This window comes from Amycolatopsis iheyensis, assembly GCF_024703995.1.
Taxonomy (GTDB): domain Bacteria; phylum Actinomycetota; class Actinomycetes; order Mycobacteriales; family Pseudonocardiaceae; genus Amycolatopsis; species Amycolatopsis iheyensis.
In genome coordinates this window covers 43,476-69,161 of sequence record NZ_JAMXQV010000012.1, presented here as the reverse complement: position 1 = coordinate 69,161, position 25,686 = coordinate 43,476, and the positions used below count along the sequence as shown (strand labels likewise).

25 protein-coding genes and 1 pseudogene are annotated in these 25,686 nt (G+C 72.8%); 11 read left to right on the top strand and 15 right to left on the bottom strand.

Features of this window, described 5'->3' with window-relative positions; translation table 11 throughout:
• Nucleotides 1-182: 182 nt before the first annotated feature.
• From M8542_RS22680 to M8542_RS22665, 4 genes and pseudogenes are all read right to left on the bottom strand, one after another.
• Nucleotides 183-647: a VOC family protein gene (locus M8542_RS22680; RefSeq protein WP_257922218.1), complete on the bottom strand. Its 465-nt coding sequence runs from the start codon at nucleotides 645-647 to the stop codon at nucleotides 183-185.
• A gap of 23 nt (nucleotides 648-670) precedes the next feature.
• Nucleotides 671-999, bottom strand: a pseudogene (locus tag M8542_RS22675) (DUF4383 domain-containing protein); the annotation flags it as partial.
• Nucleotides 1,000-1,119: 120 nt separating this feature from the next.
• Nucleotides 1,120-1,377, bottom strand: a complete 258-nt coding sequence (locus M8542_RS22670; protein ID WP_257922217.1) for a hypothetical protein — start codon at nucleotides 1,375-1,377, stop codon at nucleotides 1,120-1,122.
• Between the two features lie 160 nt (nucleotides 1,378-1,537).
• Nucleotides 1,538-2,497: an ArsR/SmtB family transcription factor gene (locus tag M8542_RS22665; RefSeq protein WP_257922216.1), complete on the bottom strand. Its 960-nt coding sequence runs from the start codon at nucleotides 2,495-2,497 to the stop codon at nucleotides 1,538-1,540.
• Between the two features lie 375 nt (nucleotides 2,498-2,872).
• Between M8542_RS22665 and M8542_RS22660 the strand changes: the two genes are divergently transcribed.
• From M8542_RS22660 to M8542_RS22640, 5 genes are read left to right on the top strand one after another with little or no spacing between them, the layout of a single operon-like run.
• Nucleotides 2,873-5,077 carry a HAMP domain-containing sensor histidine kinase gene (locus M8542_RS22660; RefSeq protein ID WP_257922215.1) on the top strand — a complete coding sequence of 735 codons (2,205 nt, stop codon included), beginning with the start codon at nucleotides 2,873-2,875 and terminating at the stop codon, nucleotides 5,075-5,077.
• Nucleotides 5,077-5,523, top strand: a complete 447-nt coding sequence (locus M8542_RS22655; RefSeq protein ID WP_257922214.1) for a roadblock/LC7 domain-containing protein — start codon at nucleotides 5,077-5,079, stop codon at nucleotides 5,521-5,523. Before M8542_RS22660 ends, M8542_RS22655 begins: the two co-directional genes overlap by 1 nt.
• Entirely contained in the window at nucleotides 5,520-5,897 is a 378-nt protein-coding gene (locus tag M8542_RS22650; protein ID WP_257922213.1) for a DUF742 domain-containing protein, read from the top strand. Before M8542_RS22655 ends, M8542_RS22650 begins: the two co-directional genes overlap by 4 nt.
• Entirely contained in the window at nucleotides 5,878-6,465 is a 588-nt protein-coding gene (locus M8542_RS22645; RefSeq protein ID WP_257922212.1) for a GTP-binding protein, read from the top strand. The genes M8542_RS22650 and M8542_RS22645 overlap by 20 nt, the downstream gene beginning before the upstream one ends.
• A 19-nt stretch (nucleotides 6,466-6,484) precedes the next feature.
• On the top strand, nucleotides 6,485-7,243 hold the full coding sequence (locus M8542_RS22640; protein WP_257922436.1) for an MHYT domain-containing protein: 759 nt from the start codon (nucleotides 6,485-6,487) through the stop codon (nucleotides 7,241-7,243).
• Here M8542_RS22640 and M8542_RS22635 read toward each other — a convergent pair.
• Entirely contained in the window at nucleotides 7,240-7,857 is a 618-nt protein-coding gene (locus M8542_RS22635; RefSeq protein WP_257922211.1) for a PaaI family thioesterase, read from the bottom strand. The genes M8542_RS22640 and M8542_RS22635 overlap by 4 nt on opposite strands.
• A gap of 31 nt (nucleotides 7,858-7,888) precedes the next feature.
• Nucleotides 7,889-8,650: an SDR family NAD(P)-dependent oxidoreductase gene (locus M8542_RS22630; protein WP_257922210.1), complete on the bottom strand. Its 762-nt coding sequence runs from the start codon at nucleotides 8,648-8,650 to the stop codon at nucleotides 7,889-7,891.
• Between the two features lie 47 nt (nucleotides 8,651-8,697).
• On the opposite strand from M8542_RS22630, the gene M8542_RS22625 reads away from it, so the two are divergent.
• Genes M8542_RS22625 through M8542_RS22615 form a run of 3 tightly spaced genes read left to right on the top strand, consistent with a single transcriptional unit; the run spans nucleotide 8,698 to nucleotide 10,310 of the window.
• A complete protein-coding gene (locus M8542_RS22625; RefSeq protein ID WP_257922209.1) occupies nucleotides 8,698-9,240 on the top strand; it encodes a ferritin in 543 nt (180 codons plus the stop codon).
• Between the two features lie 54 nt (nucleotides 9,241-9,294).
• The gene (locus tag M8542_RS22620) at nucleotides 9,295-9,849 is read left to right on the top strand and encodes a TetR/AcrR family transcriptional regulator (protein WP_257922208.1); all 555 of its coding nucleotides are present in this window, start codon (nucleotides 9,295-9,297) and stop codon (nucleotides 9,847-9,849) included.
• Nucleotides 9,846-10,310 carry a nitroreductase family deazaflavin-dependent oxidoreductase gene (locus M8542_RS22615; RefSeq protein ID WP_257922207.1) on the top strand — a complete coding sequence of 155 codons (465 nt, stop codon included), beginning with the start codon at nucleotides 9,846-9,848 and terminating at the stop codon, nucleotides 10,308-10,310. The genes M8542_RS22620 and M8542_RS22615 overlap by 4 nt, the downstream gene beginning before the upstream one ends.
• A 41-nt stretch (nucleotides 10,311-10,351) precedes the next feature.
• Here the strand turns inward: M8542_RS22615 and M8542_RS22610 are convergent, their stop codons facing one another.
• The 5 genes from M8542_RS22610 to M8542_RS22590 are packed head-to-tail and all read right to left on the bottom strand — an operon-like array spanning nucleotide 10,352 to nucleotide 15,848.
• Nucleotides 10,352-12,472, bottom strand: coding sequence for an alpha/beta hydrolase family protein (locus M8542_RS22610; protein ID WP_257922206.1), 2,121 nt, complete (start codon nucleotides 12,470-12,472; stop codon nucleotides 10,352-10,354).
• The gene (locus M8542_RS22605) at nucleotides 12,469-13,581 is read right to left on the bottom strand and encodes an alpha/beta hydrolase family protein (RefSeq protein ID WP_257922205.1); all 1,113 of its coding nucleotides are present in this window, start codon (nucleotides 13,579-13,581) and stop codon (nucleotides 12,469-12,471) included. Before M8542_RS22605 ends, M8542_RS22610 begins: the two co-directional genes overlap by 4 nt.
• A 19-nt stretch (nucleotides 13,582-13,600) precedes the next feature.
• Nucleotides 13,601-14,578: an ABC-2 membrane transporter-related protein gene (locus M8542_RS22600; RefSeq protein ID WP_257922204.1), complete on the bottom strand. Its 978-nt coding sequence runs from the start codon at nucleotides 14,576-14,578 to the stop codon at nucleotides 13,601-13,603.
• A complete protein-coding gene (locus tag M8542_RS22595; protein WP_257922203.1) occupies nucleotides 14,575-15,456 on the bottom strand; it encodes an ABC transporter ATP-binding protein in 882 nt (293 codons plus the stop codon). Before M8542_RS22595 ends, M8542_RS22600 begins: the two co-directional genes overlap by 4 nt.
• A complete protein-coding gene (locus tag M8542_RS22590) occupies nucleotides 15,453-15,848 on the bottom strand; it encodes a GntR family transcriptional regulator (protein ID WP_257922202.1) in 396 nt (131 codons plus the stop codon). The genes M8542_RS22595 and M8542_RS22590 overlap by 4 nt, the downstream gene beginning before the upstream one ends.
• Before the next feature lie 186 nt (nucleotides 15,849-16,034).
• Between M8542_RS22590 and M8542_RS22585 the strand changes: the two genes are divergently transcribed.
• Complete coding sequence (locus M8542_RS22585) at nucleotides 16,035-17,540, top strand: alpha/beta fold hydrolase (RefSeq protein ID WP_308210281.1); 1,506 nt, start codon at nucleotides 16,035-16,037, stop codon at nucleotides 17,538-17,540.
• A gap of 44 nt (nucleotides 17,541-17,584) precedes the next feature.
• Here the strand turns inward: M8542_RS22585 and M8542_RS22580 are convergent, their stop codons facing one another.
• The 4 genes from M8542_RS22580 to M8542_RS22565 form a co-directional block, all read right to left on the bottom strand.
• A complete protein-coding gene (locus tag M8542_RS22580) occupies nucleotides 17,585-18,751 on the bottom strand; it encodes a glycosyltransferase (RefSeq protein ID WP_257922200.1) in 1,167 nt (388 codons plus the stop codon).
• Between the two features lie 76 nt (nucleotides 18,752-18,827).
• On the bottom strand, nucleotides 18,828-20,168 hold the full coding sequence (locus M8542_RS22575; protein ID WP_257922199.1) for an NAD(P)/FAD-dependent oxidoreductase: 1,341 nt from the start codon (nucleotides 20,166-20,168) through the stop codon (nucleotides 18,828-18,830).
• Between the two features lie 270 nt (nucleotides 20,169-20,438).
• On the bottom strand, nucleotides 20,439-22,199 hold the full coding sequence (locus tag M8542_RS22570) for a chloride channel protein (RefSeq protein ID WP_257922198.1): 1,761 nt from the start codon (nucleotides 22,197-22,199) through the stop codon (nucleotides 20,439-20,441).
• A 98-nt stretch (nucleotides 22,200-22,297) separates the two neighbouring features.
• Nucleotides 22,298-22,789: a MarR family winged helix-turn-helix transcriptional regulator gene (locus tag M8542_RS22565; RefSeq protein WP_257922197.1), complete on the bottom strand. Its 492-nt coding sequence runs from the start codon at nucleotides 22,787-22,789 to the stop codon at nucleotides 22,298-22,300.
• A gap of 145 nt (nucleotides 22,790-22,934) precedes the next feature.
• On the opposite strand from M8542_RS22565, the gene imuA' reads away from it, so the two are divergent.
• Both imuA' and M8542_RS22555 read left to right on the top strand, forming a co-directional pair.
• Entirely contained in the window at nucleotides 22,935-23,624 is a 690-nt protein-coding gene (imuA', locus tag M8542_RS22560) for a DnaE2-dependent mutagenesis accessory factor ImuA' (protein ID WP_372508579.1), read from the top strand.
• Between the two features lie 499 nt (nucleotides 23,625-24,123).
• Nucleotides 24,124-25,677: a DNA polymerase Y family protein gene (locus tag M8542_RS22555; protein ID WP_257922435.1), complete on the top strand. Its 1,554-nt coding sequence runs from the start codon at nucleotides 24,124-24,126 to the stop codon at nucleotides 25,675-25,677.
• The last annotated feature ends 9 nt before the right edge of the window (nucleotides 25,678-25,686 follow it).

The following is a 25,686-nucleotide window of genomic DNA, read 5'->3' as shown; positions in this document are numbered from 1 at the left end:
TCGGAGTGGTGCTGGCGGAAAGGGGGACGTCGAACGCGGCCCGCACCGGCACGGCCGGGGGCCTGCGTGCTCCGGAGCTACCCGGAGATGTCGACGTCACCTGCCATGAGTGGTCTCCTCGGTTCGATCTTCACCCCGAAGATAGCAGGGTCGGCGGCGAAGCCCGCGGCACGACGCGGCGTTCACGCTGAAGGAGTTCCTCGCGAAGGCGCCGGTGCGGACACCGCGCCGCTGGCCCCGGACGGGAGCCGGCTGCACGAAATCGCCACCGGGGTCGGCCGCCGCTCCTGACCCGAGGGCGCCTTGCTGAGGTCGACGACGCAGAAACGGTTCCCGTCGGGGTCGGCGAGCACGACGAAGTCCGGGTCGGCCGGATATCGGTCCCACTCCACCGCCGTCGCGCCGAGCCCGAGGAGCCGCTCGACCGCCGTCTCCTGCTCGGCGGTTGTGTCGACCAGCAGGTCGAGGTGCAGTCGCGGGTACGGCTCGACCGGGGATTCGCTGATCATGAGCCCGAGCGCGTGCCCGGAGCCGTCGGGGTGATCCAGCGTCCGCCAGCGGTCACTCGCCCACTCGTGGGTGACGACGAGGCCCAGCGCCGCCGACCAGAACTCGGCGGCGCGCCCCACGTCGGCGACGCCGATCACCGGGAACCCGAGCCGGAGCGCGGTCAGTGGCCCTGGATTTCCGGCTCCGGGTGGCGGCCCCGTGCCCGGTCGAGCGCCGTCGTGGCGATGGCTGCCGCGATCATCGCGACGCCCAGGCCCAGGTGCAGCCAGTCGTCCGCGTTGTCCAGCGGGATGAAGTTCGCCGGGCTGTCGTGGTCCATCGCTAGGCCGAACACCCAGAGCAGCACGTAGATCCCGCCGCCGATCATCAGGAACGCGCGCGACCCGCCGTTGCTCCGCGCGGCGGCCAGCCCGAGCACCCCGAACACCAGGTGGACCAGGTTGTGCAGCACCGACACGGTGAACACGCCGAACCGGCGGTGATCCCCGGGACGAACCCCAGCACGCCCACGACCAGGAACGCGACCCCGAACAGCACGGCCGCGGCCCGGGCCGCGCCTCCGCTCGTCCCGGGGCGGCTACCCGGGAGCGGAGGGGACAAACCCGGCGATCAGGCCGGTTCGGCCGAGACGACCGAAGGCAGCTCGCGCAACCGCTCGAGCAGGGGCCCGATCTCGGCGCCGGCCAGCAGGACCGCGCAGACCATGCTGCTCTCGCGGACGCCGTCCTTGATGTCGACCGACAGCTCGTGCACGAGGTGGCCGTCGAGCGCGTGGACCAGCGCCGGGATCTGGTCGGCGCCGCCGACGAAGTAGGTGGCGATGCGCCGCCGCAGCAGCATGGCGGGGGTGGCGAAGGACGTAGACATGGCTGATCTCCACGGGAAGTGCGGATGGGATCGGGGCCAGGTCCCGAAAAAAGCGATCGCCGACCGCGCGCCGGCGACCTGGTTCAGCCGGCGCGCCGGGCTACGAGTCGCGAGGACGTGATCAGGCGCTGCACGGCGTCAGGCTAACACACCGGTGCGCTCAGCTCGCCCGGATCAGGCCCAGCCCCAGCGGCGTGACCTCGTGCATCTGCGACTTGCCCGAGCGCGCGCTGGTGATCAGCCCGCTCGCGCGCAGCACCGACGCGTGCTGGCTCGCCGTCGCCAGCGAGGTGCCGGTCAGCTCGGCCAGCTCGCTGGTGTTGCACCGGGTGATCGCCACGGTCATCAGCGCGCGGGCCCGCGTGCGGCCGAGCAGCGCGGCCAGCGACGGGCCGGGCTCGGCGTCGCGGTCGAAGCGCGGGTGGCTGATCGAGTAGACCAGCACCGGCGCCAGGTCCGGGTTCTTGTACGTCGTCGGCATGCCGTGGGCGAAGAACGCCGGGATCAGCCGGAGCCCGCGCCCGTCGAGGTGCAGCTCCTGCTCGATCGGGAAGCGCACCTTCAGCACCGGCGGCGCCCAGGTGATGTCCGGGTGCAGGGTGGACAGCAGCAGCTGCGGTCCGCCGTGCTCCAGGCACGAGCGCAGCCGGCGGCGGTCGCGGGCGACGGCGTGGCGCACCGCCGCCCAGTCCGGGGCCAGGCACTGCCGGTAGTAGTCGTGCATGGCGGTGCCGAGCCGCCGCAGCTCCCGCGGCTCGCCGTCGGCCAGCCGGCGCAGCCAGGGCGCGACGCGCGTGCCCTGCGCCGAGAGCTCGGCGACGTCGGCGGCCAGCACCCGCGAGGGCGTTTCGAGGACCGCCGAGACGCCCTCGCCGATCGTGCGGGCGCCGGCCGGGGTGAGGAAGTCCGGGCAGTACCCGTACGGCGGGACGGCGGCCATCAGCAGCCGCCCGGAGTCGGGGACGGCCGAGCGCGACCCCCGGCGCCACCGGCCGAAGAACGGCTCACCCTCCGGTCGCCGGATCCGGTAGCTGCTCATCAGCAGCTCCCACATCGGGTCGGCGTCCTCGGCGATGGTCAGTTTCGCCAGGTCCGCGTCCGTGAAGTGAACTTTCAACATCGCCGGGCACCCCTTTCCCGGCAGAGGATAGCCAGGGCCGCACCGCGGTGGCGCCGGAGGCGGTGACCACGGTCCGCGCACGCCCGGCCGGGTGGGCGAGCCGCCCCGAAACGGGCCGGACCGGGTGGCGCACCGGCGGAAATTCACGGCGCCGCCGGGGTTTTCGTTCGATCATGGAGCTCGTGTTCACCCTCCGCGAGGGTAAAAAGCCGGGCTGTCGAAGCTCACCCTGTGTAGCTGATGCGTACGGGGGAACCGGCCCGCATTCCTTGACAGCACCGCCGTCGCCGGAGTTATGTCTTCGTTCTGAATTCCGCGGAAAAAGGAACGGTAAATCGTTCTCGGGCCACCGGTACGAATCGAGCCACGCCACCGATGAAAGAAGACGAACCACTTCGCCGTCGTTCCGCCGTCACCTGGAATCCCGGCACCTGGCGGTTGCGCACCAAGATCTCCGTGGTGCTGCTGCTGCCCGTCCTGGTCGCCCTGCTGCTGGCCGGCGGCCGCGTGCAGACCGAGCTCGACCAGGCGGGCGGCCTCAGCGCCGTGCGTGATCAAACGCCGGTCGTGCAAGGGATCGCCGAGCTCGGCGGTCTCGTCGACGACGAGATGATCCACGACGGCGGAGCCGCGCAGACCGCGGCGGTCGACGCGAAAGCGGCCGCGATCCGCCACGACGCCGAATTCGCGCGGCTCGCCCCGGAGCTGTCGCGAACACTGGAAGACCAGCTGGGGAAATTGGCCGACCTGCGGCAGAGCGGAGCTGCGCCGGCTGCGAAAATCACCGCTTACCACGACTTCGTGGTCGCGCTCAGCGAAGTGATCCCGGGGCTCGTCCGGCAGGCCGGGAATGCCGATCTCGACGCTTCGGCCGATATCGTGAAAGCGTTGATGCAGCTGAGGACCAGTTTGGCGGGGCAGGAGCCGGCCGCCGGGCGGGCCGACCCGGCGTCCGCCGTCGCCGAAGAAACGGTGCTCACCGGCCAGATCCGGCGCGCGCTGCCCGCCGGCGCGACAGCGGCGAGGTTCGCCGCGGCGACCATCCCCGGCGCCGGCGGGCCGGCGGCGAAGCGCGCGGCCCTCGGCACGATCCTGGCCGACCAGGTGAAAGCGCTTTCGGACGCCGTCGGCGCGCAGACCAACGACACCCGTTCCGCCGCGCTGCGCGACACCGCGCTGGTGCTGGCGTCGCTGCTGGGCGCCCTCGCCATCGCGCTCGCCGTGGCCCGCTCGGTGGTCGCCCCGATCCGGCGGCTGCACGCGGCCGCGCTCGACACCGCCCGCCGCCGGCTGCCCGCCACCATCGAGCGGATCCGGGAGGGCGAGGACGTCGACTGGCAGGCGACCGAGCGGTTGCCCGTCGAGTCCGAAGAGGAGGTCGGCGAGCTGGCCCGCGCCTTCGACGACATGCACCGGCAGGCGGTGCGGCTGGCCGTCGGCGAGCAGGCCGAGATGCGGATCCAGGTCAGCGAGATGTTCATGACGCTGTCGCGGCGCAGCCAGTCGCTGGTCGAGCTGCAGCTGTCGGTGATCGAGGACCTCGAGGCCGACGAGCAGGACCCGCAGCGGCTGGCCGAGCTCTTCCAGATCGACCACATCGCCACCCGGCTGCGTCGCAACGGCGAGAACCTGCAGGTCCTGGCGGGCGGCCGGCCGGTGCGCCGCGACGTCGGCCCGGTCGCGACGGTCGAGCTGCTGCGGGCGGCGACCTCGGAGGTCAAGGACTACCAGCGCGTCTCGCTCGGCAACGCGCCGCGCGGGTCGGTGCAGTCCGAGGCGGCGGCCGACGTCGTGCACATCCTCGCCGAGCTGCTGGAGAACGCGATCCGCTCGTCGCCGCCGGACGAGCAGGTCGTGCTCACCGCCGACCGCGGCTTCGACGGCGGTGTGCTGATCGAGGTCGTCGACGTCGGGCTCGGCATGAGCCGCGAGGACCTCGAAGCGGCGAACGCCCGGCTGGCGGCCGGGGCCTCGGTGAGCCCGGAGACCACCCGCCGGATGGGCTTGTTCGTGGTGGGCAGGCTCGCCGCGTCGCACGGCATCACCGTCCGGCTGCGGCCCACGACCACGCGGACCGCAAGCGCCGGCGTCACCGCCAGCGTGCACGTCCCTGGTGTGCTGATCCAGGTCGACCTGCCGCCCCGGCCCACACTGCCCGCCCAGGTCAACGGCACCGCGCGGCACGAAATGGAACCCCGATGGCCCGCGGAGGAACCCGCGGTGGCGCAGCCGCCGACCCCGATCTTCGACCAGATGCTCTCGCACTGGTTCGCCGACACCCCCGGCACCGCCGCGAAACCGGCGCCGCCCGGGGAGTGGGCGACCCCGGCCGACGAGGTCCGGCACGCCGCCGAAGCGGCGGTCGGCGCCACGGCCGAGGCGGAGCTCACCGGCGACGGCCTGCCCACCCGGCAGCCCGGCGCGCAGCTGGCCCCGGGCTCGGTCGCGCCGCGGCAGCCGCAGCCGGCGGACGCGTCGTTCCGGGACCCGGCGGCGGTGCGCAACAACCTTTCCCGGCACTACAGCGGTATGCGCGCGGCCCGGCACCGGGTCTCGGCCGAGCCGAAGGCGGCGGAGTGATGGACACCCGGCAGGAGGGAGTGGAACAGGTGCAGGGGCCCCGGAACTGGCTGGTGTCGGCGTTCACGCAGGAGGTGCCCGGCGTCGCGCACGCCGCGCTCGTCTCGGCGGACGGCCTGCTCGTGGCGGCGAACGACCTGCTGCCGCGTGACCGCGCCGACCAGCTCTCGGCGATCGCGTCCGGCCTGTCGAGCCTCGCGCTCGGCACCGCCGACCTGTTCACCGCGGGCCGGGTCGTGCAGTCGGTCATCGAGATGGAGCAGGGGTTCCTGCTGCTGATGAACGTCGGCGACGGCTCGAACCTGGTGGTGCTGGCCAACCCCGGCTGCGACATCGGGCTGGTGGGCTACGAGATGACGTTGCTCGTCGACCGGTTCGGGAAGATGGTCGAGACACCCGCGCGGCCGGGCCTCGAGGCGCCGGCCGCCCCGGGGGCGAGCCGGTGACCGAAGGCCGCCGGCGCGAAGGCGGGCGGCACGCGGCGTCGCTGGCCCGTCCGTACGCGTGGACCGCGGGGCGCACCCGCCCGACGGTCGACCTGGCGGTGGAAGCCCTCGTCGAGACGACGGTGGAGGGGCGCACCGCCCCGTACAGCCCGACCAACCCGCTGGCGGCGGTGACGCAGCTGTGCCTGCACCAGCGCTCGGTGGCGGAGGTCGCGCTGCACCTGGGCGTGCCGCTGGGTGTGGCCCGGGTGCTCATCGGCGACCTGCTGATCGCCGGCCAGGTGGCGGTCCGCGAAACGCTCACCGCGGACGCCTCCTTCGACGAACGGAACGACCTGCTCGAAAGGGTCCTCAGTGGACTACGTGCACTCTGACAAGCGGATCACCTCGGCCAAGATCGTGGTGGCCGGCGGGTTCGGGGCCGGCAAGACGACCTTCGTCGGCGCCGTTTCGGAGATCGACCCGCTGCGCACCGAAGCCGTGATGACGGCCGCGGCCATCGGCGTCGACCGGACCGAAGCGGTGCCGGGGAAGTTCGCGACGACCGTCGCGATGGACTTCGGCCGGCTCACCCTGGCCGACGACCTGGTGCTCTACGTGTTCGGCACGCCGGGCCAGCACCGGTTCTGGTTCATGTGGGACGACCTCGTCTGCGGCGCGGTGGCGGCGATCGTCCTGGTCGACACGCGCCGGCTGGCGGACAGCTTCGCCTCGATCGACTTCTTCGAGTCGCGCGGGCTGCCGTTCCTGGTGGCGGTCAACCAGTTCCACGGCACCCGCCAGCACCCACCCGAGCAGGTGCGCGAAGCCCTCAAGATCCCGGCGGCGGTCCAGGTGATCACCTGCGACGCGCGTTCGCCCGAATCCACGAAACAGACCCTCATCGCCGCGGCCGAGCACGCGCTCGCCGAGCTGCACGCGCCGAACCGGCGCAATGCCTGAAGGAGCACGGAAAATGCACATGGATCACGACGACTTCGCGATGGGGCAGTGGCTCGGCGTGCTCGCCTACCTGACCTCGGCGGTGGGCTGCGCCCTCGGGCTCGCCTGCACGCTGCAGGCCCGCTCCACCGGCAACGCGCGGAAGCGGCTGATGTGGCTGGCGCTCGCGGCGGTGTCGATCGGCGGCGTCGGCATCTGGGTCATGCACTTCATCGCGATGCTCGGCTTCTCGACCCCGGGACTGCCGGTGCGCTACGACATCCTCCGCACGGCGCTGTCGGCGGTCCTCTCGGTGGTGGCGGTGTTCTGCGGGCTGCTGGTGTTCGGCGTCCGCAACTCCTTCGCCTGGCGGCGGCTGCTGCTCGGCGGGGTGCTGACCGGGCTCGCGGTGAACGTCATGCACTACACCGGGATGTGGGCGGTGCAGGTCAAGGGCACGATCGGCTACGACCCGACGCTGGTCGCGCTGTCGGTGGTGATCGCGATCGTCGCGGCGACGGCGGCGCTGTGGTTCACCGTCGGGCTGGACAAGCTCCTGCCCCGGCTGGCGGCGGGCCTGGTGATGGGCGCGGCGGTGAGTGGCATGCACTACACGGGGATGGCGGCGGTCCGCCTGCACCTCGACCCGGCGGCCCCGGACCCGGCGGGCTCGGAGGTGTTCACGTTCCTGTTCCCGGTCTTCGTGCTGGCGGCGCTGGCGATGGCGGTGCCGATCTGCGCGGTGCTGATGGCCTCGGCGAGCTCGGCGGCGCCCCGGCACACACCCGTCGGCAGCTAGTCCGAAGTGGACACCGGGAACCGGTCCGCGCCGAAGTGCACCAGGATCGCTTCCGCCGTCGCGCAGATCTCGTCGCCGGCCCGCAATGTGCCGGTGGCGTGCAGCTTCCGGCCGTCGCGGCGCTCGAGCCGGCCTTCGGCGGTGAGCGGCACCGCGTACGGCGTGCCGCGCAGGTAGTCGATCGTGAGCGACGCCGTCATCCCGGGGTAGCCCGCCGCGGCCGTCGCGCGGCCCAGGACGTGGTCCAGGACCGCCGCGACCCAGCCGCCGTGGACGCGGTTCGGCGGTCCTTCGTGGGCCGCGCCCAGCAGGACCGCCGCCTCGACCCCCGAAGGCCCGATGCGCGTCCAGGACAGCGGGGGCGCCAGCGGGTTCCCGGGGCCCTCCAACGGGTTGTTGACGCTGAGGTGGCCGCCGCCCTCGAGCGCGGCCAGCAGCAGGGGTGACGTGCCGCCGGTGGCGCGCAGGGCGGCGGTGACCGCCTCGACCTGCCGCGCGGCGCCGGCGAAGTCGACGTCGTCGTCCGCGCACACCGACGCCTCGATCAGCTCGCGGATCCGGGACCCCAGCAGCGCGCGTCCCGGTGGCACGCCGTCGACGATCGGGAAGGACATCGGACCCCCAGGAACTAGAACACGTTCCAGTCTACCAGGTGGGCCGGGCCGTGACCCCGCCGTCGACGACCAGGTCGTGGCCGGTGACCCAGGACGCCAGCGGGGAGGCCAGGAAGACGCACGCGTTCCCGACGTCGGCCGGGGTGCCCAGCCGGCCCAGCGGCGCGGCGTCGCGCCAGCGTTCGACGCCGTCGGGCCAGTCCGCTGCCAGACCGGGCCGGTCGATCAGGCCGGGGGACACGGTGTTGACGCGGATCCCGCGCGGGCCGTGCTCCAGCGCGGCGCCGCGGGCGTGCAGCACGAGCGCCGCCTTGGCCGCGCTGTAGTGGACGTGCCCGGGCGCGGGCTGCCGGGCCTCGATCGACGCGATGTGCGTGACGCTGCCGCCCTCGCGCATCAGCCGCACCGCGGCCTGGGTGCAGGAGAACGCGCTCGTCAGGGTCGCGTCGAGCATGGCCCGCCAGCGGTCCGCGGTCAGGTCTTCGAGGGCTTCGACCGGCTGGACGCCGGCGTTGTTCACCAGCGCGTCGAGCCGGCCGCCCCAGGTCGCGACGGCGTCGAGCAGGGCGTGGCAGGCGCTGTCTTCGGTGAGCTCGGCGGCGAACGCGCGGGCCCGCCCGCCCGCGGCCTCGATCGCCGCGACGACGTCTTCGGCCGCGCCGGGGCGCCGGTGGTGCACGGCCACGGCGCTGCCCGCTTCGGCGAACCGCAGCGCGATCCCGCGGCCGATCGTGCCGGAAGCGCCGGTGACGCAGGTGACCGTGCCGGACAGGTCGGGGAGGTGGCTCGGCACCCGCCGATCGTAGCCCGGGAGGCCGCTCCCGTAATACGTTGTGGGGCATGGCCGAAACCCAGCGTTCGAAGTTCTCCGGGCTCCTGCGGGAGCAGATCCGCCACGAGTTCACCGCCGCGCAGCAGTACATCGCGCTGGCCGTCTGGCTCGACGCGCGCGACCTCCCGCGGCTGGCCAAGCGCTTCTACCGGCAGGCGATCGAAGAACGCAACCACGCGCTGGCGATGGTGCAGTACCTGCTCGACCGCGACCAGCCGGTGACGATCCCCGCCTCCGGCGAGGTGCGCAACGACTTCTCGAGCGTGCACGAGGCGATCGAGCTGGCGCTGACCCAGGAGCGCACGGTGACGGCCGACATCGAGGCGATGGCGAAAGCCGCGCGTGCCGAGGAGGACTACCTCGGCGAGCAGTTCGTGCACTGGTTCCTCAAGGAGCAGGTGGAGGAGGTGGCCCGGATGACGACGCTGCTCACGGTGGTCGAGCGGGCCGGCGGCAACCTGTTCGAGATCGAGAGCCACCTCTACCGCGAGTCGGCCACGGAGGTCGAGGAGGCCCCGGACATGCCCCCGGTCGCGGGCGGCAAGCTCTAGCAGGGCGTATGCTCAGGGCAGTCGTACAGGACGACTGCCCTGAGAGGAGTGCCCATGAGCTCACCGGCCGCCACCCGCGGTGAAGCGGTCCGGCAGCGGCTGCTGGCCGCGGCCCTCGAACTGGTGCCGGAGCGGGGCTGGCCCGCCGTCAGCACCCGCGTCCTGGCCGAACGCGCCGGGGTCACGCCGAGCGTCGTGCACTACCACTTCTCCTCGGTGCAGGCCCTGCTCGTCGAGGCCGTGCTCGGCGCCATGCGGGCGATGACCGACGAGGTCACCCTCGATCAGGCGAACACGCCCGAGGAGGCGGTCGACGCGATCGTCGGCTCGGTCGAGCAGTACACCGGCGCCGACCCGATGTCGCTGCTGTTCATCGAGGCCTACCTGGCCGCGACCCGCGACGACGAGCTGCGGCGGGGGATCGCCGAAGTCCTCGACGGCCTGCGCGCGCGGCTCGCGGCGTGGTTCGGCGACCACGGCGTACCCGACGCCGACGGCACGGCCGCGGTGCTCGCGGCCGCCGTCGACGGGCTGCTGCTGCACCGGGCGCTGAGCCCGGCCCCGGCGCCGGCGGCGGCGGTCCTGCGCCGGCTGGTGGTGCCGGCATGACGGGCCGGGTCATGCGGGCCGTCTTCCGCGCGCCCGTGCGCCTGTACGACCACGGGTTGGGCGGGCTGTTCGGCCGCCGGTTCCTGTGCCTGACGCACGTCGGCCGCCGGTCGGGACGCCGGTACCGCACCGTGCTGGAGGTGATCGGTGTGGTGGACGGCGAGTACTTCGTGGTGGCCGGCCTGGGCAGCGGTTCGGACTGGTTCCGCAACCTCGCGCGGCAGCCCGCGGCGGAGGTGATCGTCGGCCGCCACCGGTTCGCGCCCCGGCACCGGGTGCTGGACGAGGCGGAAGCGGCGACGGTGATCGCGGCCTACGAGCACCGCAACCGCTGGGTGGCCCCGATCCTGAAGCGGGTGCTGAGCAAGCTGCTGGGCTGGCGCTACGACGGCAGTGCCGCGGCGCGGGCCCGGATGGCCGGTCAGCTGCCGATCGTCGGGTTCCGCGCGCTACCCGGGTGAGGCGGAAGCGGCACACCCCCACAGTGCCGCTTCCGCCGGTTTCAGCGGCAGAACGAGACTTCCGGGTACCCCGGAGTGTCGAGCACCGGCTGCTTCACACCCCGCAGGTGCTGGTCGAAGAACGCGTTCACGTACGTCCGCGTGATCTCCTGGGTGCGTGCCGCGCTGGTCGTCGCGCCGACGTCGACCCCCAGCTGGTCACCCACCAGGCCCACGTCGGTGAACGACGCGTGCTTCGTGCCCGCCACTTCGAGCCAGCGCCGCCAGCCGGTCAGCTGCGCCCAGTCCCGCTCCCACGGCTCGTTCGGCGCACACGCCGGCGTCTGCTCGTGGCTCAGGAACATGAACGGCCGCGACAGCCCCGGCGGGGTCAGCGGGACCTCCGTCCGGCCGTCGATGTCGATGCCCGCTTTGACCCGCGCGTCGGCGACCATCGTCGGGATCGTGCTCGCCCCACCCATGGAGTGCCCGGCCATGCCGATCCGGGACGCGTCGATCAGCGACGCCCGTTTCGAGTGCGTCAGCGAGTCCAGGACGAACGACACGTCGGCGGCCCGGCCCAGCTCCAGCTTCGTCCAGAACGCGCTGTCGTGCGGCACTTCGCACGACGCGCAGCCCGCGAACCGCCCGTCCGGGAAGCTCGTGCCGGTGTTTTCGTAGGTGTGGCCGACCAGCGCGACGGCGTACCCGTGACTGGCCAGGTCCTCGGCCAGCGCGCTGAGCGTGGCGCGTGGTTTGGTGTAACCGGGCGAAAGCACCACCAAGGGCAGGTGCGAACCGGCCGGGCGGGCGTCGGCCACCGAGTGGGTCACCATCGTGGTCAGCCAGTCCGGCGGCACCTTCAGTCCGCTGCCGTCCAGCAGTGCCGCCGACTCGGCCGCGGTCACGTACCGCGTCTTCGGCCCGCGCGGGGATTCCGCCGGGTAGAAGAGCGACACCATCAGCTCGCGGTAGGGCACCGACGGCACCCACGGGTCCGCCCGCGAGGTGTCTTTCAGGTACACCGCGGTGCTGCCGACCGGCCGGTCCCCGGTCGGCGCGGGCAGGTAGGGCGTTGACGTCATGGCGAAGCTGACCTCCGGGAAGCGCGACGACGGCTGGTCGAGCAGCGGCTGGGGCACACCGCGCAGGTGCTGATCGAAGAATGCCCGAACGTAGGCCGCCGTGACGGCCTGACCGCGGGCCGCCGGGGTCGTCGCGCCGAAGTCGAGGCCGAGCTGCTCGCCGACCAGGCCGATGTCGGTGAACGACGGGTGCGCCATGCCCGCCACGACGAGCCAGCGCTTCCAGCCCTTCAGCTGATCCCAGTCCCGTTGCCACGAACCGGATTCGACGCCGGTGCCGGGCGTGTACGTGTTCGCCCGCCCCAGGAACAGGAACGGCCGGTCGAGGCCGGGCGCGAGCAACGGGACGTCCGTGGTGCCGTCGACGTCGATCCCGGCCTTGATCCGCGGGTCGGCCACCATCGCGCCGATCGCGCTCGAGCCGCCGACGGAGTGCCCGGCCATCCCGATCCGTGCCGGGTCGATCAGCGACGCCCACTTCGAGTGCGTCAGGGAATCCAGCACGAACGAGACGTCCTTCGCCCGGCCGCCGGCCAGCTTCTTCCAGAACGCTTCGTCGTAGTGGCCGCAGGCCGCGCAGCCGGTGACGTGCCCGTCGGGGAACGTGGTCGCCACGTTTTCGTAGGTGTGGTCGACCACGACGACGGCGGTGCCGTGGCTGGCCAGGTCCTCGGCCAGCGACGTCAGCTCGGCGCGCGGTCGCTTGAACCCGGGTGACAGGACGACCAGCGGCAGCCGACGTCCGGCCGGCCGCGCGTCGACGACGGCGTCGGTGTGCACGGTCGTCAGCACCGACGGCGGGATCCCGGTGATGCCGGCTTCTTCGAAGACAGCGGCCGCCTCGGTTTCGGTCATGAACTGCTTCTTCGGTCCCTGCGAAGAAGCCGTGGGGTAGAAGAGCGACACCATCAGCTCGCGGTAGGGCACCGTCGCGACCCACGGGTCGGGCCGCGAGGTGTCCTTGAGGTACAGCGAGGTGGTGCCCACCGGCTGCGAGCCGGTCGGTGCGGCCAGCGACAGCGCGGGGGAGGCCGAGGCCGACGGCGTGCCGAGGGCGAACGTCAACGCCGTCACCGTGAAGAGAACGATGCGTTTCATCCGATGAACGTCACTTCCGGGTAGGCGGGCGAGGGCGCGGCCAGCAGCGGTTGCGGGCGGCAGCGCAGGTTCCGGTCGAAGAAAGCGCTTACGTAGTTCCGCGTGACGGTCAGCGCGCGGGCTCCGCCGATCGACGCGCCGATGTCGACGCCCAGCTGGTCGGCGAGCACACCGAGGTCGGTGAACGAGCTGTGCACCGTGCCGGACACCATGAGCCAGCGCTTCCACCCGGTGAGGTGCGTCCAGTCGGTTTCCCAGTCGTCGTAGGGACCCGGCTGGCCCGGGACGTAGTTGTCCATGCTGCCCAAGAACAGGAAGGGCCGCGAGAGCCCGGACGCCGGCAACGGGACGTGGATGCTGCCGTCGATGTCGGCGCCCGCCCGGATGCGGCGGTCGGCCAGCATCGCCTGGGTGGTCACCGCCCCGCCCGCGGAGTGCCCGGTCATGCCGATGCGCGCCGGGTCGATCAGCGCGCCCCACTGCTTCGAGCGCAGCAGCTCGTCCAGCACGAACGACGTGTCCTTCGTGTGGACCTGGGCGTACTTCTCCCAGAAGCCGGGCTGGTCGTCCACCGCGCAGGCGTCGCAGCCGGTGACGTGCCCGTCCGGGAAGGTCGTGGCGCGGTTCTCGTAGGTGTGGTCGATCGCCGCGACGGCGTACCCGCGGCTGGCGAGGTCTTCGGCCAGCGCGGTGAGCGTGGCCCGCGGTTGCGTCCAGCCCGGCGAAAGGACGACCAGCGGCAGGTCGTGCGACCGCCCGGCCGGTTTCGCGTCGACGTGGGCGTTCGTCCGGACGGTGCTCAGGACGTCGAGCGGCAGCCCGGGGATGTTCTCCCGTTCGAGGTTGCGTTCGGATTCGAGCGGGGTCATGTACTGCTTGACCGGCCCGTGCGCCGAGGTCGCCGGGTAGAAGACGGAGACCATCAGCTCCCGGTAGGGCACCGACGGCACCCAGGGATCGGGCCGCGAAGTGTCCTTCAAGGACAGTGTGGTGACGCCGACGGGCGCGTGGCCGGTCGGGCGGGGCAGGTAAGGCGTCGTGGCCGCCGAAGCGACGGGCGACGCGGTCAAGGTGAGTGTCAAGGCGGTGGCTACCGCGAGGGTGTGCATGATTCCCCCAGTGGAATCGTCAGGACAGGTGGCGGACGCGGCGGAAGGAGAACCAGGTGAGCAGGGCGGTCATGGCGAGGTAGAGCGCGAGTTCGAGCCACTGCAGCGGCCAGAACCGCGAGCCGGGCTGGTAGGTCAGGCGCTGCTGGTAGCCGTGGGCGCCCAGCTGGGCCATGCACTGCTCGACGGTGCCGCGTTCCGGGATGGGGCCACCCGGACCGGGCAGGCAGTTCCGCACGAAGTCCGGCAGCGGGTCGGCCACGTTCCCGGCCGGGTCGATCGTTTCGTTCCCCAGCACCCACGCCCCGGGCGGGTTCCGCACGCCGATCTCCTTGACGCCGCTGGGATCGCCGTTGATGTTCGTGATGTTGTCGGTGATCGCGACGGTCAGCTGCTCCGGCGGCAGCAGGTACGGCCGCACGAAGCTCGTCACCACGAGCAGCACGGCGACGAGCGCCACGAGCGTGACGGCCATGGCGGCCACTGTCCGCTTCAGCAGCATCCCGACCGCGACACCGAGCGCGAGCGCGAAGGCCGCGTAGCCGATCGGGACGATGCCGCGTGCGCCGAACACCACCGGCGCGATGCGCGAGAGCATCCCGCGGTCGGTCTGCTGGGCCGCGAGCGCGTCGATCGGGCTCGCCCACCAGGACACCGCCACGCTCAGCAGGCCGGCCGCGACCATCGCGGCGAGCAGCCCGAACCCGAGCTTGGTGGTGAGCCACCGATTGCGCGTGACGGTCTGGTTCCACACCAGGCTGTGCGTGCCGGACTCCAGCTCACGCGTGATCATCGGGACGGCCCAGAACACGCCGATCACCGCGGGCAGCAGGTAGAGCGCCAGGATCGTCCCGCCGAACATCGTGTCTTCGTCGGAGAAGTTCGTGCGCCCGACCAGCTGCGGCCCGGTGATCGCGAGGATCACCGCGATCACGACCAGCGCGGCGAAGACGGACAACGCGGGAGTGCGGAACTGGCGCCAGGTCAGCCAGGTCATCGCAGCACCTCCAGGGTGGGACGGGCGGCGGCGGGGTTGCTCATGTACTCGAGGACCAGGTCCTCCAGGCCGAGCTGCCCGACGGTCCAAGCGGGATCGAGGATCGGCGCCTCGGTGCGGACGAGCACGGTGGTCTGGCGGTCGGTGTGCTTCGCGGAGATGACCTGCTGGTCCGCCGGCAGCGTCTCGATGTCCCGGCGCGCCCCGGTCAGCCGGTGGTGGGTGGCCAGCAGCTCTTCGACCTCGCCGATGACCCGGACCTGGGAGTCGACGAGCACGACGAGGTGGTCGCAGACGCGTTCGAGGTCGTTGACCAGGTGCGAGGACATCACGACCGAGAGCCCGTGTTCGGCGACGGCTTCCATCAGGTCCTGCAGGAACTCCCGGCGCGCCAACGGGTCCAGCGCGGCGACCGGCTCGTCGAGCAGCAGCAGCTCGGGCCGCTTGGCGATGCCGAGGGTGAGCGCGAGCTGCGCGCGCTGGCCGCCGGACAGCTTGCCGGCGTGCTGCTTCGGGTCGAGCCCGAGCCGCTCGATCCGCTTGGTGGCGAGGTCGTGGTCCCAGCGGGGGTTGAGGTGCGCGCCGAGGTGCAGGTGCTCTTCGATGGACAAACCGCCGTAGACCGGCGTGTTCTGGGCGACGTAGCCGACCTTCGCCAGCTGGGCCGGGCCGCTGCCGGGGATCCCGCCGCAGACCTCGATCGTGCCGGTCGTGGGCTCCAGCATGCCGGACGCGATGTTCAGCAGGGTGGACTTGCCGGCGCCGTTGGGGCCGACGAGCCCGGTGACGTGGCCGGCTTCGATTTCGAGCGTGCAGCCGGTCAGCGCCTGCTTGCGCTTGTACTTCTTGCCCAGTCCCTGGGCGCGCAGGACGGTCACGCTATGTCCTCTCTGGCGGAGTCGCGAAACGTGGACATCAACAGGGCCTCGATGCTCTCCTCGTCGAGACCGGCCTTGCGGGCCTTCGCCAGCCAGCGGCGCAGATCCTGGCGCAGCGGCCCGAGCACGGCGAACGAAGCCGCGCCGTTGAGCGTCGCGGTCACGAAGGTGCCGACGCCGGGCCGGGCCGAGACGAGCCCGTCGTGCTCCAGCTCGCGGTAGGCCTTCAACACGGTGTTCGGGTTGATCGCGAGGTTCGCGACCACGTCCTTGACCTTCGGGAGCTGGTCTCCCACTTCGAGCAGGCCCAGCCGGAGGGCGTGCCGCACCTGCTGCACCAGCTGCTGGTACGGCGACAGCCCCGACCGGGCGTCGAGGGTGAACTCGATCATCGGCAACTCCATTTATCTAGTTGCCTAGTACTATAGCTAAGTGGTGAGAGTCGGCGCCAGAGATTCTTTCGGGAACCCGTACCGCTCCGCGCGCGAAGTACCGGTGCAACCTCCGCGGGCGCCCGGCGTCTGGAGAGGTGATCGTTTCCGACGAAGGGATGGTTCGTGCGTCGTTTCACTGGGGGAGTGCGCGGCTTGGTCGTCGCACTCGGGATTTCGGCCGCCGTCGTGGCCGGGCCGGGCACCGCGTCGGCGTCCGTCGACAGCGTGCCGGCGCCGAAGCTGAGCTGGACCGGCTGCGAGGACGGGTTCCAGTGCGCCACCGCGTCGGTGCCGCTGGACTACGACCGGCCCGCCGGCGCGAAGATCGACCTCGCGCTCATCAAGGAACCCGCCACCGATCCCGCGCACCGGATCGGCACGCTGTTCGTCAACTTCGGCGGCCCGGGCGCGTCCGGCCTGCAACGGCTGCGGGAGCGCGGGAAGTGGCCGTGGCTGTTCTCCGACCAGCTGCGCGCGCGGTTCGACGTCGTTTCGTGGGACCCGCGGGGGATCGGCAACAGCACCGCCGTCCGGTGCTTCGACACGCTCGCCGAGCAGGAGTCGTTCTTCGGGGCGTTCCCGGAGCTGCCCGGCGACCCGAGCGGCAACGCCGCCTTCTACGCCAAGTCGAAGGAGCTGGCCGACCGCTGCGCGGCGAAGGCCGGCCCGATCCTCGAGCACGTCTCGACCGCGAACACCGCGCGGGACCTGGAGCTGCTGCGTCGCGCGGTCGGCGACCCGAAGCTGACCTACCACGGCATTTCCTACGGGACGCAGCTCGGCGCGACCTACGCCAACCTGTTCCCGAACCGCGTCCGGGCGATGGTCTTCGACGGCACGATGGACTTCGCCGGCAACGCGACCGGCCACGACGGCAGCGGCAAGAGCGTCCCGCTCGACACCCGCCAGGACGTCGCCACCGGCATCTCGCAGACGTTCGGCCAGTTCCTGAGGCTGTGCACCGAAGCCGGGCCGAAGTGCGCGTTCTCCTCCGGCGACCCGCAGGCCAAGTGGGCGGCGCTCACCGCACGGGCCAAGCAGGCCCCGATCACCGTCGACGGTGAAACCTGGACGTACTCCGGGATCATCAACGCGGCGGCCGACCTGTCCGACTCGCGGGGCTGGCCGGACATCGCGTCCTTGCTGCAGCGCCTGTACGACGCACCCGCCACACCCGCACTGCGTGCCGCGTCCGAGCCCTACACCTCGAACCGCACCGAGGCGTTCAACGCGATCCAGTGCAGTGACAGCGATGTCCCCACCGATCCGGCGATCTACAGCCGGTACGCGGAATCCGAGGACCAGCGGGTGCCGTACTTCGGCCGGATCGCCGTGCTGGACATGATGAGCTGCGCGTTCTGGCGGGCGAAGGACACCGACCGGTACACCGGCCCGTGGAACCGCCCGACGTCGGCGGAAATCCTGGTGCTGAACAACCGCTACGACCCGTCGACGCCGCTGCCCGGCGCGCGGGACGGCGCGGCGGAACTGGCGCGGGCACGCGTGTTCGTCACCGAGGGGTACGGGCATTCGTCGATGTACGTGCCGAGCACGTGCACCGAGCAGGTCAAGCGGGACTACCTGATCGCCGGTGTGTTCCCGGCCGCGGGCAAGACCTGCGCGATCGACGCCGGCCCCTTCGCGGGCTGACGCAAGGGCGGCACTTTCGTACCGAAAGTGCCGCCCTTGGGGGCTCAGCCGGCCAGCTCGATGAGCTGTTTCGCGGCCACCGCCGCGCCGTCGGTGCGGATCTCGACCCGGCTCGTCGCGGCGAACGCCCGGGTGAGCACGGCCGAGAGCGACTCGGTGGTCGGCACCGGATCCGGGTGGGCCGCGCCGATGCCCAGCTCGGTCACCCGCTCGGCCCAGTACGGCTGGTCCGCGATCCGCGGGACGATCACCTGCGGCGCCCCGGCCCGGGCCGCCGTCGTCGTGGTGCCCGCGCCACCGTGGTGCACCACCGCGGCCACCCGGCGGAACAGCGCCTGGTGGTTGACTTCGCCGACGACGAAGCAGTCCTCGGCGTCGTCGATCGAGGTCAGGCCCGCCCAGCCGCTGCCCAGCACGATCCGGCGGCCGTGCGCGCGGACCGCCTCGGTCGCCACCCGCGCGATGTCCGCGGGCGCGTGCGCGGCCATGCTGCCGAAGCCCACGTACACCGGCGGTTCGCCGGCGTCGAGGAACTGCGCCAGCCTGGCCGGCAGCGGCCGGTCGTCGGTCAGGACCCACGCTCCACTTCGGACGACGTCGAGGTCCGTCGGGCACAGCACCGGATCCGCGGCCAGCCACGGCCGGTCGGTGAAGACGTGGTCGCGCACGTTCGCCACGGGCGGCAGGCCGAGTGCGTCCCGGTGGCGGTGCAACGCCGGGCCGTACAAGGCGTTCACGCGCTCGGCGTCGTGCCGCCACAGCACCCGGTTGTCGGTCTCGCCCGCCGGCGACGGCGTGCCCGGCCGCGCACCCGGCGGCGTGTGCGGTGACGGCAGGCCGTGCAGGTGATAACACGCGTACACATAAGGGATTCCCGCCTGTTCGGCGACGTCCCGCGCGCCGGCGGGCAGGAGTCCCTGCGCCACTACGGCATCGCAGTCCGCCGCCACCTCGGTGAGCGTGGTGAACCGCGCGGTGACCAGCTCGTCGGCGAGTGCGAACGGGTCCGGCCGCTCGCGCGTCACCACCGAGCGCACCGACGGGCCAAGCGGCACGTGCGGCACGCCGGTCCGCTCCAGCAGCGCCGCGAAGTCCCCGTCCGGCGGTGCGCACACCACCGCGTCCGCGCCCAGCTCGCGCAGCGCCACGGCGAGCCCGGCCAGCGGCTCGACGTCCCCGCGCGAGCCCCACGTCGTCAACAGAAAACGCATTGCATTCCCCCTGTTTCGGCTGGTGAGCGGCCATTGTGGGGGACGACCCCGGCCTTGCGGCAAGCCCCGGGGTCGGCTATACCTTGAAGGGGGCGGGGAGTTCGTCGTTCCACTCAGGACGCGCGCCACCGGTCACGAAGGCGTCCCGCGGGTGCTGCACCGAAGCCAGCGAGAGGATGTCGCGGCCGAACAGCGCCGCCGTCAGCCACACCGCCAGCACGCGGATCTTGCGTTCCCAGCTCGGCACGGCCAGCACGTGGTAACCGCGGTGCATGAGCCACGCCGGCAGGCCGGTGAGCACCAGGCGCCGGTACTGGAAGATGCCGCGTCCGAGGCCCAGCGTCGCGATCGCGCCCAGGCTGTGGTGCACGTACGGCTTCGGCTCCCGGCCGCGCAGCGTCGCGATGATGTTGCGCGCCAGCAGTTTTCCCTGCCGGTAGGCGTGCTGCGCGTTGGGCACCGTGCGCGCCCCCGGGACCGGCGAGGCGAGGTCGGGCACCGCCGCGTCGTCGCCGGCCGCCCAGGCGTCGGGCACGCCCTCGACCCGCAGGTCGGGGCGCACGACGATCAGGCCGCGCTCGTCGACCGGGAGGTCGGTGTGCTTGCCGATGACCGGGTTCGCGCCGTTGCCCGCGGTCCAGACGATGAGCTCCGAGTCGAACTCCTCGCCGGTTTCGAGTGTCACGTGGCCGTCTTTCGCCGACGTGACCCGGGTGTTCAGGTGGACGTGCGCGCCGCGGCGTTCCAGCTCGCGCACGACCCAGCGGCCCGGGCGGTCGGTGACCTCGGGCAGGATCCGGCCCGACGCCTCGACGAGGTGGAAGGCGAGTTCGTCGCGGCGGAGCTCCGGGTAGCGCTTGAGCAGCGCCGTCGCGAGCGACAGCAGTTCGCCGAAGCCCTCGACGCCCGAGAAGCCGCCGCCGACGAAGGTGACCGTGAGCAGCTTGCGCCGCCGCGGGCCGTCGGGGAGCACAGCGGCGCGGTCGAACGAGGTGAGCAGCCGGTCCCGGATCGCGACGGCCTCTTCGACGTGCTTGAGGCCGATGGCCTGCTCGGCGACGCCGGGCACGGGCAGCTTCCGCGTGACGGCCCCGGCGGTGACGACGATCAGCTCGTAGCCGAGCTCCCGCGGCTCACCATCGGCCGGCTGCACGGTGACGACGCGGTGTTCGTGGTCGATGGCGGTCACGGTGCCGGCGATGATCCGCGTCCGGCGCAGGTGCCGCCGCAGCGACACGGCGGCGTGCCGCGCTTCGACGGCCCCGGCGACGACCTCGGGCAGGAAGGGCTGGTAGGTGAGGTAGGGCCGCGGGTCGACGAGGGTGACCTCGGCCTCGCCCTTGCGGAGCTTCTTCTCCAGCTTCCAAGCGGCGTAGAAGCCCGCGTAACCACCGCCGACGATCAGGATCTGGCGCATCTCGTCCTCTTTTCTCGCTTCACCCCGAGGACGAGGCAGCACCGGGCGACGTGACTGGGATCCGTGTCACAGCCCCGATCGACGAGTCACGGCCCCGATCACGCGAGTTCCGTCCCCAGTCACGCGAGTCACGGCCCCGATCACGCGGGTGACGGGTTCGGCGCACACGACGGCGGTGTGCCTCAGGACGGAACTCGCGTGATCGAAGGCGGAACTCGCGTGTCTGAAAGCGGATCTCGCGTGTTTGAAGCCGGAACTCGCTGTGGCGGGCTACGTGACTGGGATCCGTGTCACGGCGAGGATCCGCTCGCGGTGGTGCTCCTCGTGCAGGTCGCGCCGCCGGGCGTGCAGCAGCTGCGCGAGCGTGATCACCCCGCGCACCCGGTCCGGCTCCGCGCGGTCGACCACCACCGCCTGCGTGACGTGGCCCGTCGCCAGCTCGTTCGCGATCTCCCGCAGCGTGTTGTCGGGGTGGCAGCGGACGTGGGCGGGGGTCGTCGCGTCGGCGACCGTGCGGCCTTCGCACGTGAGCAGCGCGTGCCGGGTCGTCACGCCGGTCAGGCGGTCCTTGCCGTCCACCACTGGGTAGAGCGTCGCGTGGCGGGTGTGCGGCAGCGTCTCGTACACCGTTTCGGCGTTGCTCAGGACGACCGGGTTGGCCGTCATCACCTCGTGCGCGAAGAACGTCTCCAGCGGGTCGGTCGTGTACTCGCGCGTCAGGTGCAGCCGGCGCCGGGCGATCTTCTCGGTCAGCACCGACCGCTTGAGCAGCAGCACGGACACCGCGTAGGCCGACACCGACGCCACCACCAGCGGCAGCAGGTAGTTCCACGCGTGCGTCAGCTCGAGGGTGAACACGATGCCGGTCAGCGGCGAGCGCATGACGCCGCCGACCACCGCGGCCAGCCCGCATACCGCCCAGAACCCGGCCGCCACGTGCGGGAGCAATCCGCCCTCCGCGGCGCCGAGGGCCGCGCCGATCATGAACACCGGCGCCAGCACGCCGCCCGAGGTGCCCGAGCCGAGCGACAGCGACCAGATGAGCGTCTTCACGACCAGGATGCCGATGATCAGCGACGTCGTGGCCTGCCCGGTGAGCAGCTGGTCGATGACGTCGTAGCCGACGCCGAGGGCGTGCGGCTCGATCAGGCCGCCGACGCCGATGACGACACCGCCGATCGCGGGCCACCACATCCAGTGGAACGGCAGCCGGGCGAAGCCGTCCTCGGCGAGGTAGACCAGCGCCGTCGCGGCGATCGCGAGCAGGCCGCCGGTGATGCCGGGGACGAGCGCGAGCACGTCGGCGCCCGCGCCCGGCGCCGGGGCGGCGGGCAGGCCGAAGACCGGGTCGGTGCCGAGCAGGAAGCCGCGGCAGAGCGTGCTGGTGAGGACCGCGGCGGCGACCGGGACGAAGCTGCGTGGCCGCCACTCGAACAGCAGCAGCTCCACCGCCAGCAGGATCGAGGCGAGCGGGGCGTTGAACGTCGCGGCCATGCCGCCCGCGGCGCCGGCCACGAGCAGCGTCTTGCGTTCGTCCGCGGACAGGTGCAGCAGCTGGGCGAGGATCGAGCCGACGGCGCCGCCGGTCATGATGATCGGCCCTTCGGCGCCGAAGGGCCCGCCGGTGCCGATGCTGACCGCGGCGGAAACCGGTTTGAGGACGGCGACGCGAGGGGCCACCTTGCTTTCGCCGGTCAGGATGGCCTCGATCGCCTCGGGCATGCCGTGGCCGCGGATTTTCTCCGAGCCGAAGCGGGCCATCACGCCGATCACGAGCGCGCCGGCCACCGGCGCGGTCAGCACCAGCCACCACGGGTGCGCGGCGGCCCCGGGCGCCACGAGCGCGGTGTCGAACCGTTGGTAGAACACGAGGTTGGTGATCAACCCGATGAGCTTGAGCAGCGCCAGCGCGGCCACCGACGCGGCGGCCCCGACCGGGACGGCGAGCAGGGCGATCAGCAGCATGCGCGGCCGGACCTGGAAGTCGCCCAGGTGCGTGGCGCGGGGCTGCGCCGGGGTGCCGCCGCTCATCCGGCCTCCGTTCGCGAGAGTCATTGCAGTCAGCAATACTTGTAGCGGCGAACGGTTTGGGCAAGCCGGAGTGGCCTTGTTCACGCTGGTGGTGAAGCTCAGCCCCAGATGGCTTCGGGCGCGGCGGCGGCCGGGGGCTCGCCGCCCGCTTCGGCGAACGCCGTGAGCGCGTCGACCAGGCCCTGGCGGCTCTCTTCCGGCATCCGGGCGACGATCTTGGCGATCTCCTTGCGCCGCCGGGTCGTGACCTGGCGGACGATCCGGGCGCCCTCGCGGGTGATCTCCAGCACGATCTCGCGGCGGGACACCGGGCTGTGCTGGCGGTCGACGAGACCGCCGGCGACCAGCCGGTCGACCATGCGGCTCGCCGTCGACGGCGTGACCCCGAGGTGCTCCGCCAGCGTCGCGTGCTTGAGCGGGCCGCGGGTGTGCAGGACCACGAGGAGCCGGAACTGCGGCAGCGTCAGGCTGTCGGCGGCCGCGGTGACCGATCGGACGGACACCGCCACCAGCAGCCGGGACGCGGTGAGGACGGCGTCGGTCAGCGTGTCGAGGCTCGCGGCGTCGATGCCCGGGTTCGTGCGGGTCATCGGTCCAGTGTGCCGGAAACGGGAGTGCCCCGGCGGGGTGACCCCCGGCTTGACAGCGGGGCGCGCGTCTCGCACTATGCGAACAAGTGTTCGATGACTTTTTCTGGGTTCGCCCGGTGCGAGTACGTGGTGCTGGAGGTGAGCGGTGGTGGCGGTGCCGGAGGCGCTGGCCGGGCTCACGGCGATCCCGGGGGTGCGCACGGCCGCGCAGCTGGATCCGCCGGCGGCCGAGTTCTTGGCGGTGCTCCCACCACTGGCGGGGCTCTTGCCGGGCGGCGGGCTGCGACGCGGCACGACGGTCGCGGTCCGCGGGGCGACGTCGTTGGTGCTGGCCCTGCTGGCGGCCGCGACGCGCGACGGGTCCTGGGCGGCGGTGACGGGTCTCCCGGAGCTGGGCCTGGCCGCGGCGGCGGAGCTGGGCGTCGACCTGGAGCGGCTCGCGCTGGTGCCGCACCCGGGCGCGGAGCTGCCGGGGGTGGTGTCGGCTCTGGTGGACGGGTTCGACCTGGTGGTGCTGGGCCCGGCGCTGGTGGCGGGCATCCAGCCCCAGCTGGCCCGGCGCCTGTCGGGCCGGGTCCGCAACCGCGGCACGGTCCTGGTGACGGCGGGCCAGTGGCCGGGCGCGGAGCTGGAGCTGGGCGTCTCGGGCCGCCGCTGGCACGGCCTGACCCCGGACGGCTACGGACACCTCCGGGCTCGCGACGTGGTGGCGACCAGCCGCGGCCGCGGCCCGGCGGTCCGGCCCCGGGTGACGCCGCTGCGCTTGCCGGGGCCGGGTGGAGCGGTGGCGGCGGGCGAGCCACCGGGGCGACGGCTGGCCGAGGTGGCCGGATGAGTCCGGCGCCGCTGGGGCAAGTGCGGTGGGCGCCGGTTCCGGCGGCGCGAGGGTGTGGGCGGAAAGCGGTGCCGGGACCGACAGTTGCCGGCCGCCGCGAGTTGGCTGTGCGATTGGCCCGGGACTCGCGCGGTGCTGGGGCGGCTGCGCGGCCGGCCTGGAATCCGCGTGCTGCTGGGTGCCGCGAGTTGGCTGCGCGGGCGGCTCGGGACTCGCGTGGTGCTGGGTGCTGTGAGTCGGCCGGGGATCCGCGCGGTGCGGGGTGTGGCGGGTCGGCTGGGCGGGCGGCCCGGACCGCGCGCGCTGGGTGCCGTGGGTCGGCCGGGGACCCGCGCGCTGCTCGGCGTGCTGAGCCGGCCGGGAACCCGCGCGCTGCCGGGCGCTGCGAGCGAGCCGCGCGATCGGCCCGAAACCCGTGCGCCGCCGGGCGTCGAGCGCCGGACGTGCGGCCCGGCAGCCGGCGATCGGCTGTGGCCGCGGGGTGAACGGGTCTCCACGGCTGCTCGTGCTGTGGTGTCCCGACTGGCCGGTCGTCGCCGCCGGGGCCTGCTCGGGCACCCCTCCCTCCGCGGCCGCCGCCGTTTTCTCCGGCAACCGGGTGGTCGCCTGCTCCGCCGCCGCCCGGCGGCACGGGGTCGGGCGGGGGATGCGGCGGCGGGATGCCCAGTCGCGCTGTCCGGAGCTCGTTGTGCACCAGCACGATCCCGATCGCGATGCCCGGCTCTTCGAACCCGTCGCCGCCGCTGTCGAGGGGCAGGCCGTCGGGGTCGAGGTCGTGCGGCCCGGGGTCGTCGCCGTTCCGGTCGACGGCGCCGCTGCCTACTTCGGCGGCGAAGAAGCCCTCGCCGAGCTGCTCATCACCGAGGTCGAGGCCAAGGCCGGCGTCGAATGCCAGGTCGGGATCGCCGACGGGCTCTTCGCCGCGACCCTCGCCGCGCGCCGGTCGGCCTTCGTGCCGCGTGGCGACACCGGAACCTTCCTCGCGCCGCTTTCGATCGCCGAGCTCGACCAGCCGGGGGACGACCGCGGGGAGCTCGTCGGGCTGCTGCGCCGGCTCGGCCTGCGCACCCTCGGCGCGTTCGCCGCCCTCGCCGAACGCGACGTCGCCGGCCGCTTCCCGAAGGACGCCGTCACCGCGCACCGCCTCGCCCGCGGTCTTTCGCAACGCCCGCCGCTGCGCCGCGCCCTGTCGCCGGACCTGACCGTCACCGAGGAGTTCGACCACCCGCTGAGCCGGATCGACGAAGCCGCGTTCGTCGCGAAGACCCTCGGCGAACGCTTCTTCGCCGGCCTCGCGAACCACGGCCTCGCCTGCACCCGCCTGGCCATCGTCGCGGTCACCGAAGCCGGCGAGGAACGCGTCCGCGTCTGGCGCTGCGCCGAACCGCTGACCGCCCGCGCGACGGCGGACCGCGTCCGCTGGCAGTGCGAAGGCTGGCTCACCACCCGTGACCGGCCGAGCGCGGGAATAGTCCGGCTGCGCCTGGACCCCGAAGAGGTCGTCGGCGGCGAGGCACTGCAGCTGCAGCTCGGCTCGATGGGCCGCGACGCCGACGCCGCCGAACGCGCCGGCCGCGCCCTGGTGCGCATCCAGGGACTCCTCGGGCCCGACGCCGTCTTCACGCCCCTGCTCGACGGCGGCCGCGGCCCGGCCGAGCGCGTCCGGCTCGTCCCGTGGGGCGAACCGCGCCGGGCGGTCGCCGCGGACCAGCCGTGGCCCGGCCGGCTGCCCGCGCCGTCGCCCACCCGGGTGCCACCGACGCCACCCCCGGCCGCGGTGCTCGACGCGGTCGGCGACGTCGTCCGCTGCACCGAACGCGGCGAGCTCAGCTACCCGCCTTCGACGGTCGCCGTCGACGGCGGGCCGACGCGCCGCGTCCTGGGCAGTGCCGGTCCGTGGATCGTGCACCCGGCGCTGCCGGCGCACCGCGGCGAGCGGCCCACGGCCCGGATCCAGGTGGTGCTGGAAGGCGCGGAAGACGATCTCGCGCTGCTGCTGCGGGCGACGATCGGGCCCGATCCAGAGTGGAGGGTGGAGGGCGTTTACGACTAGCCGGAATGT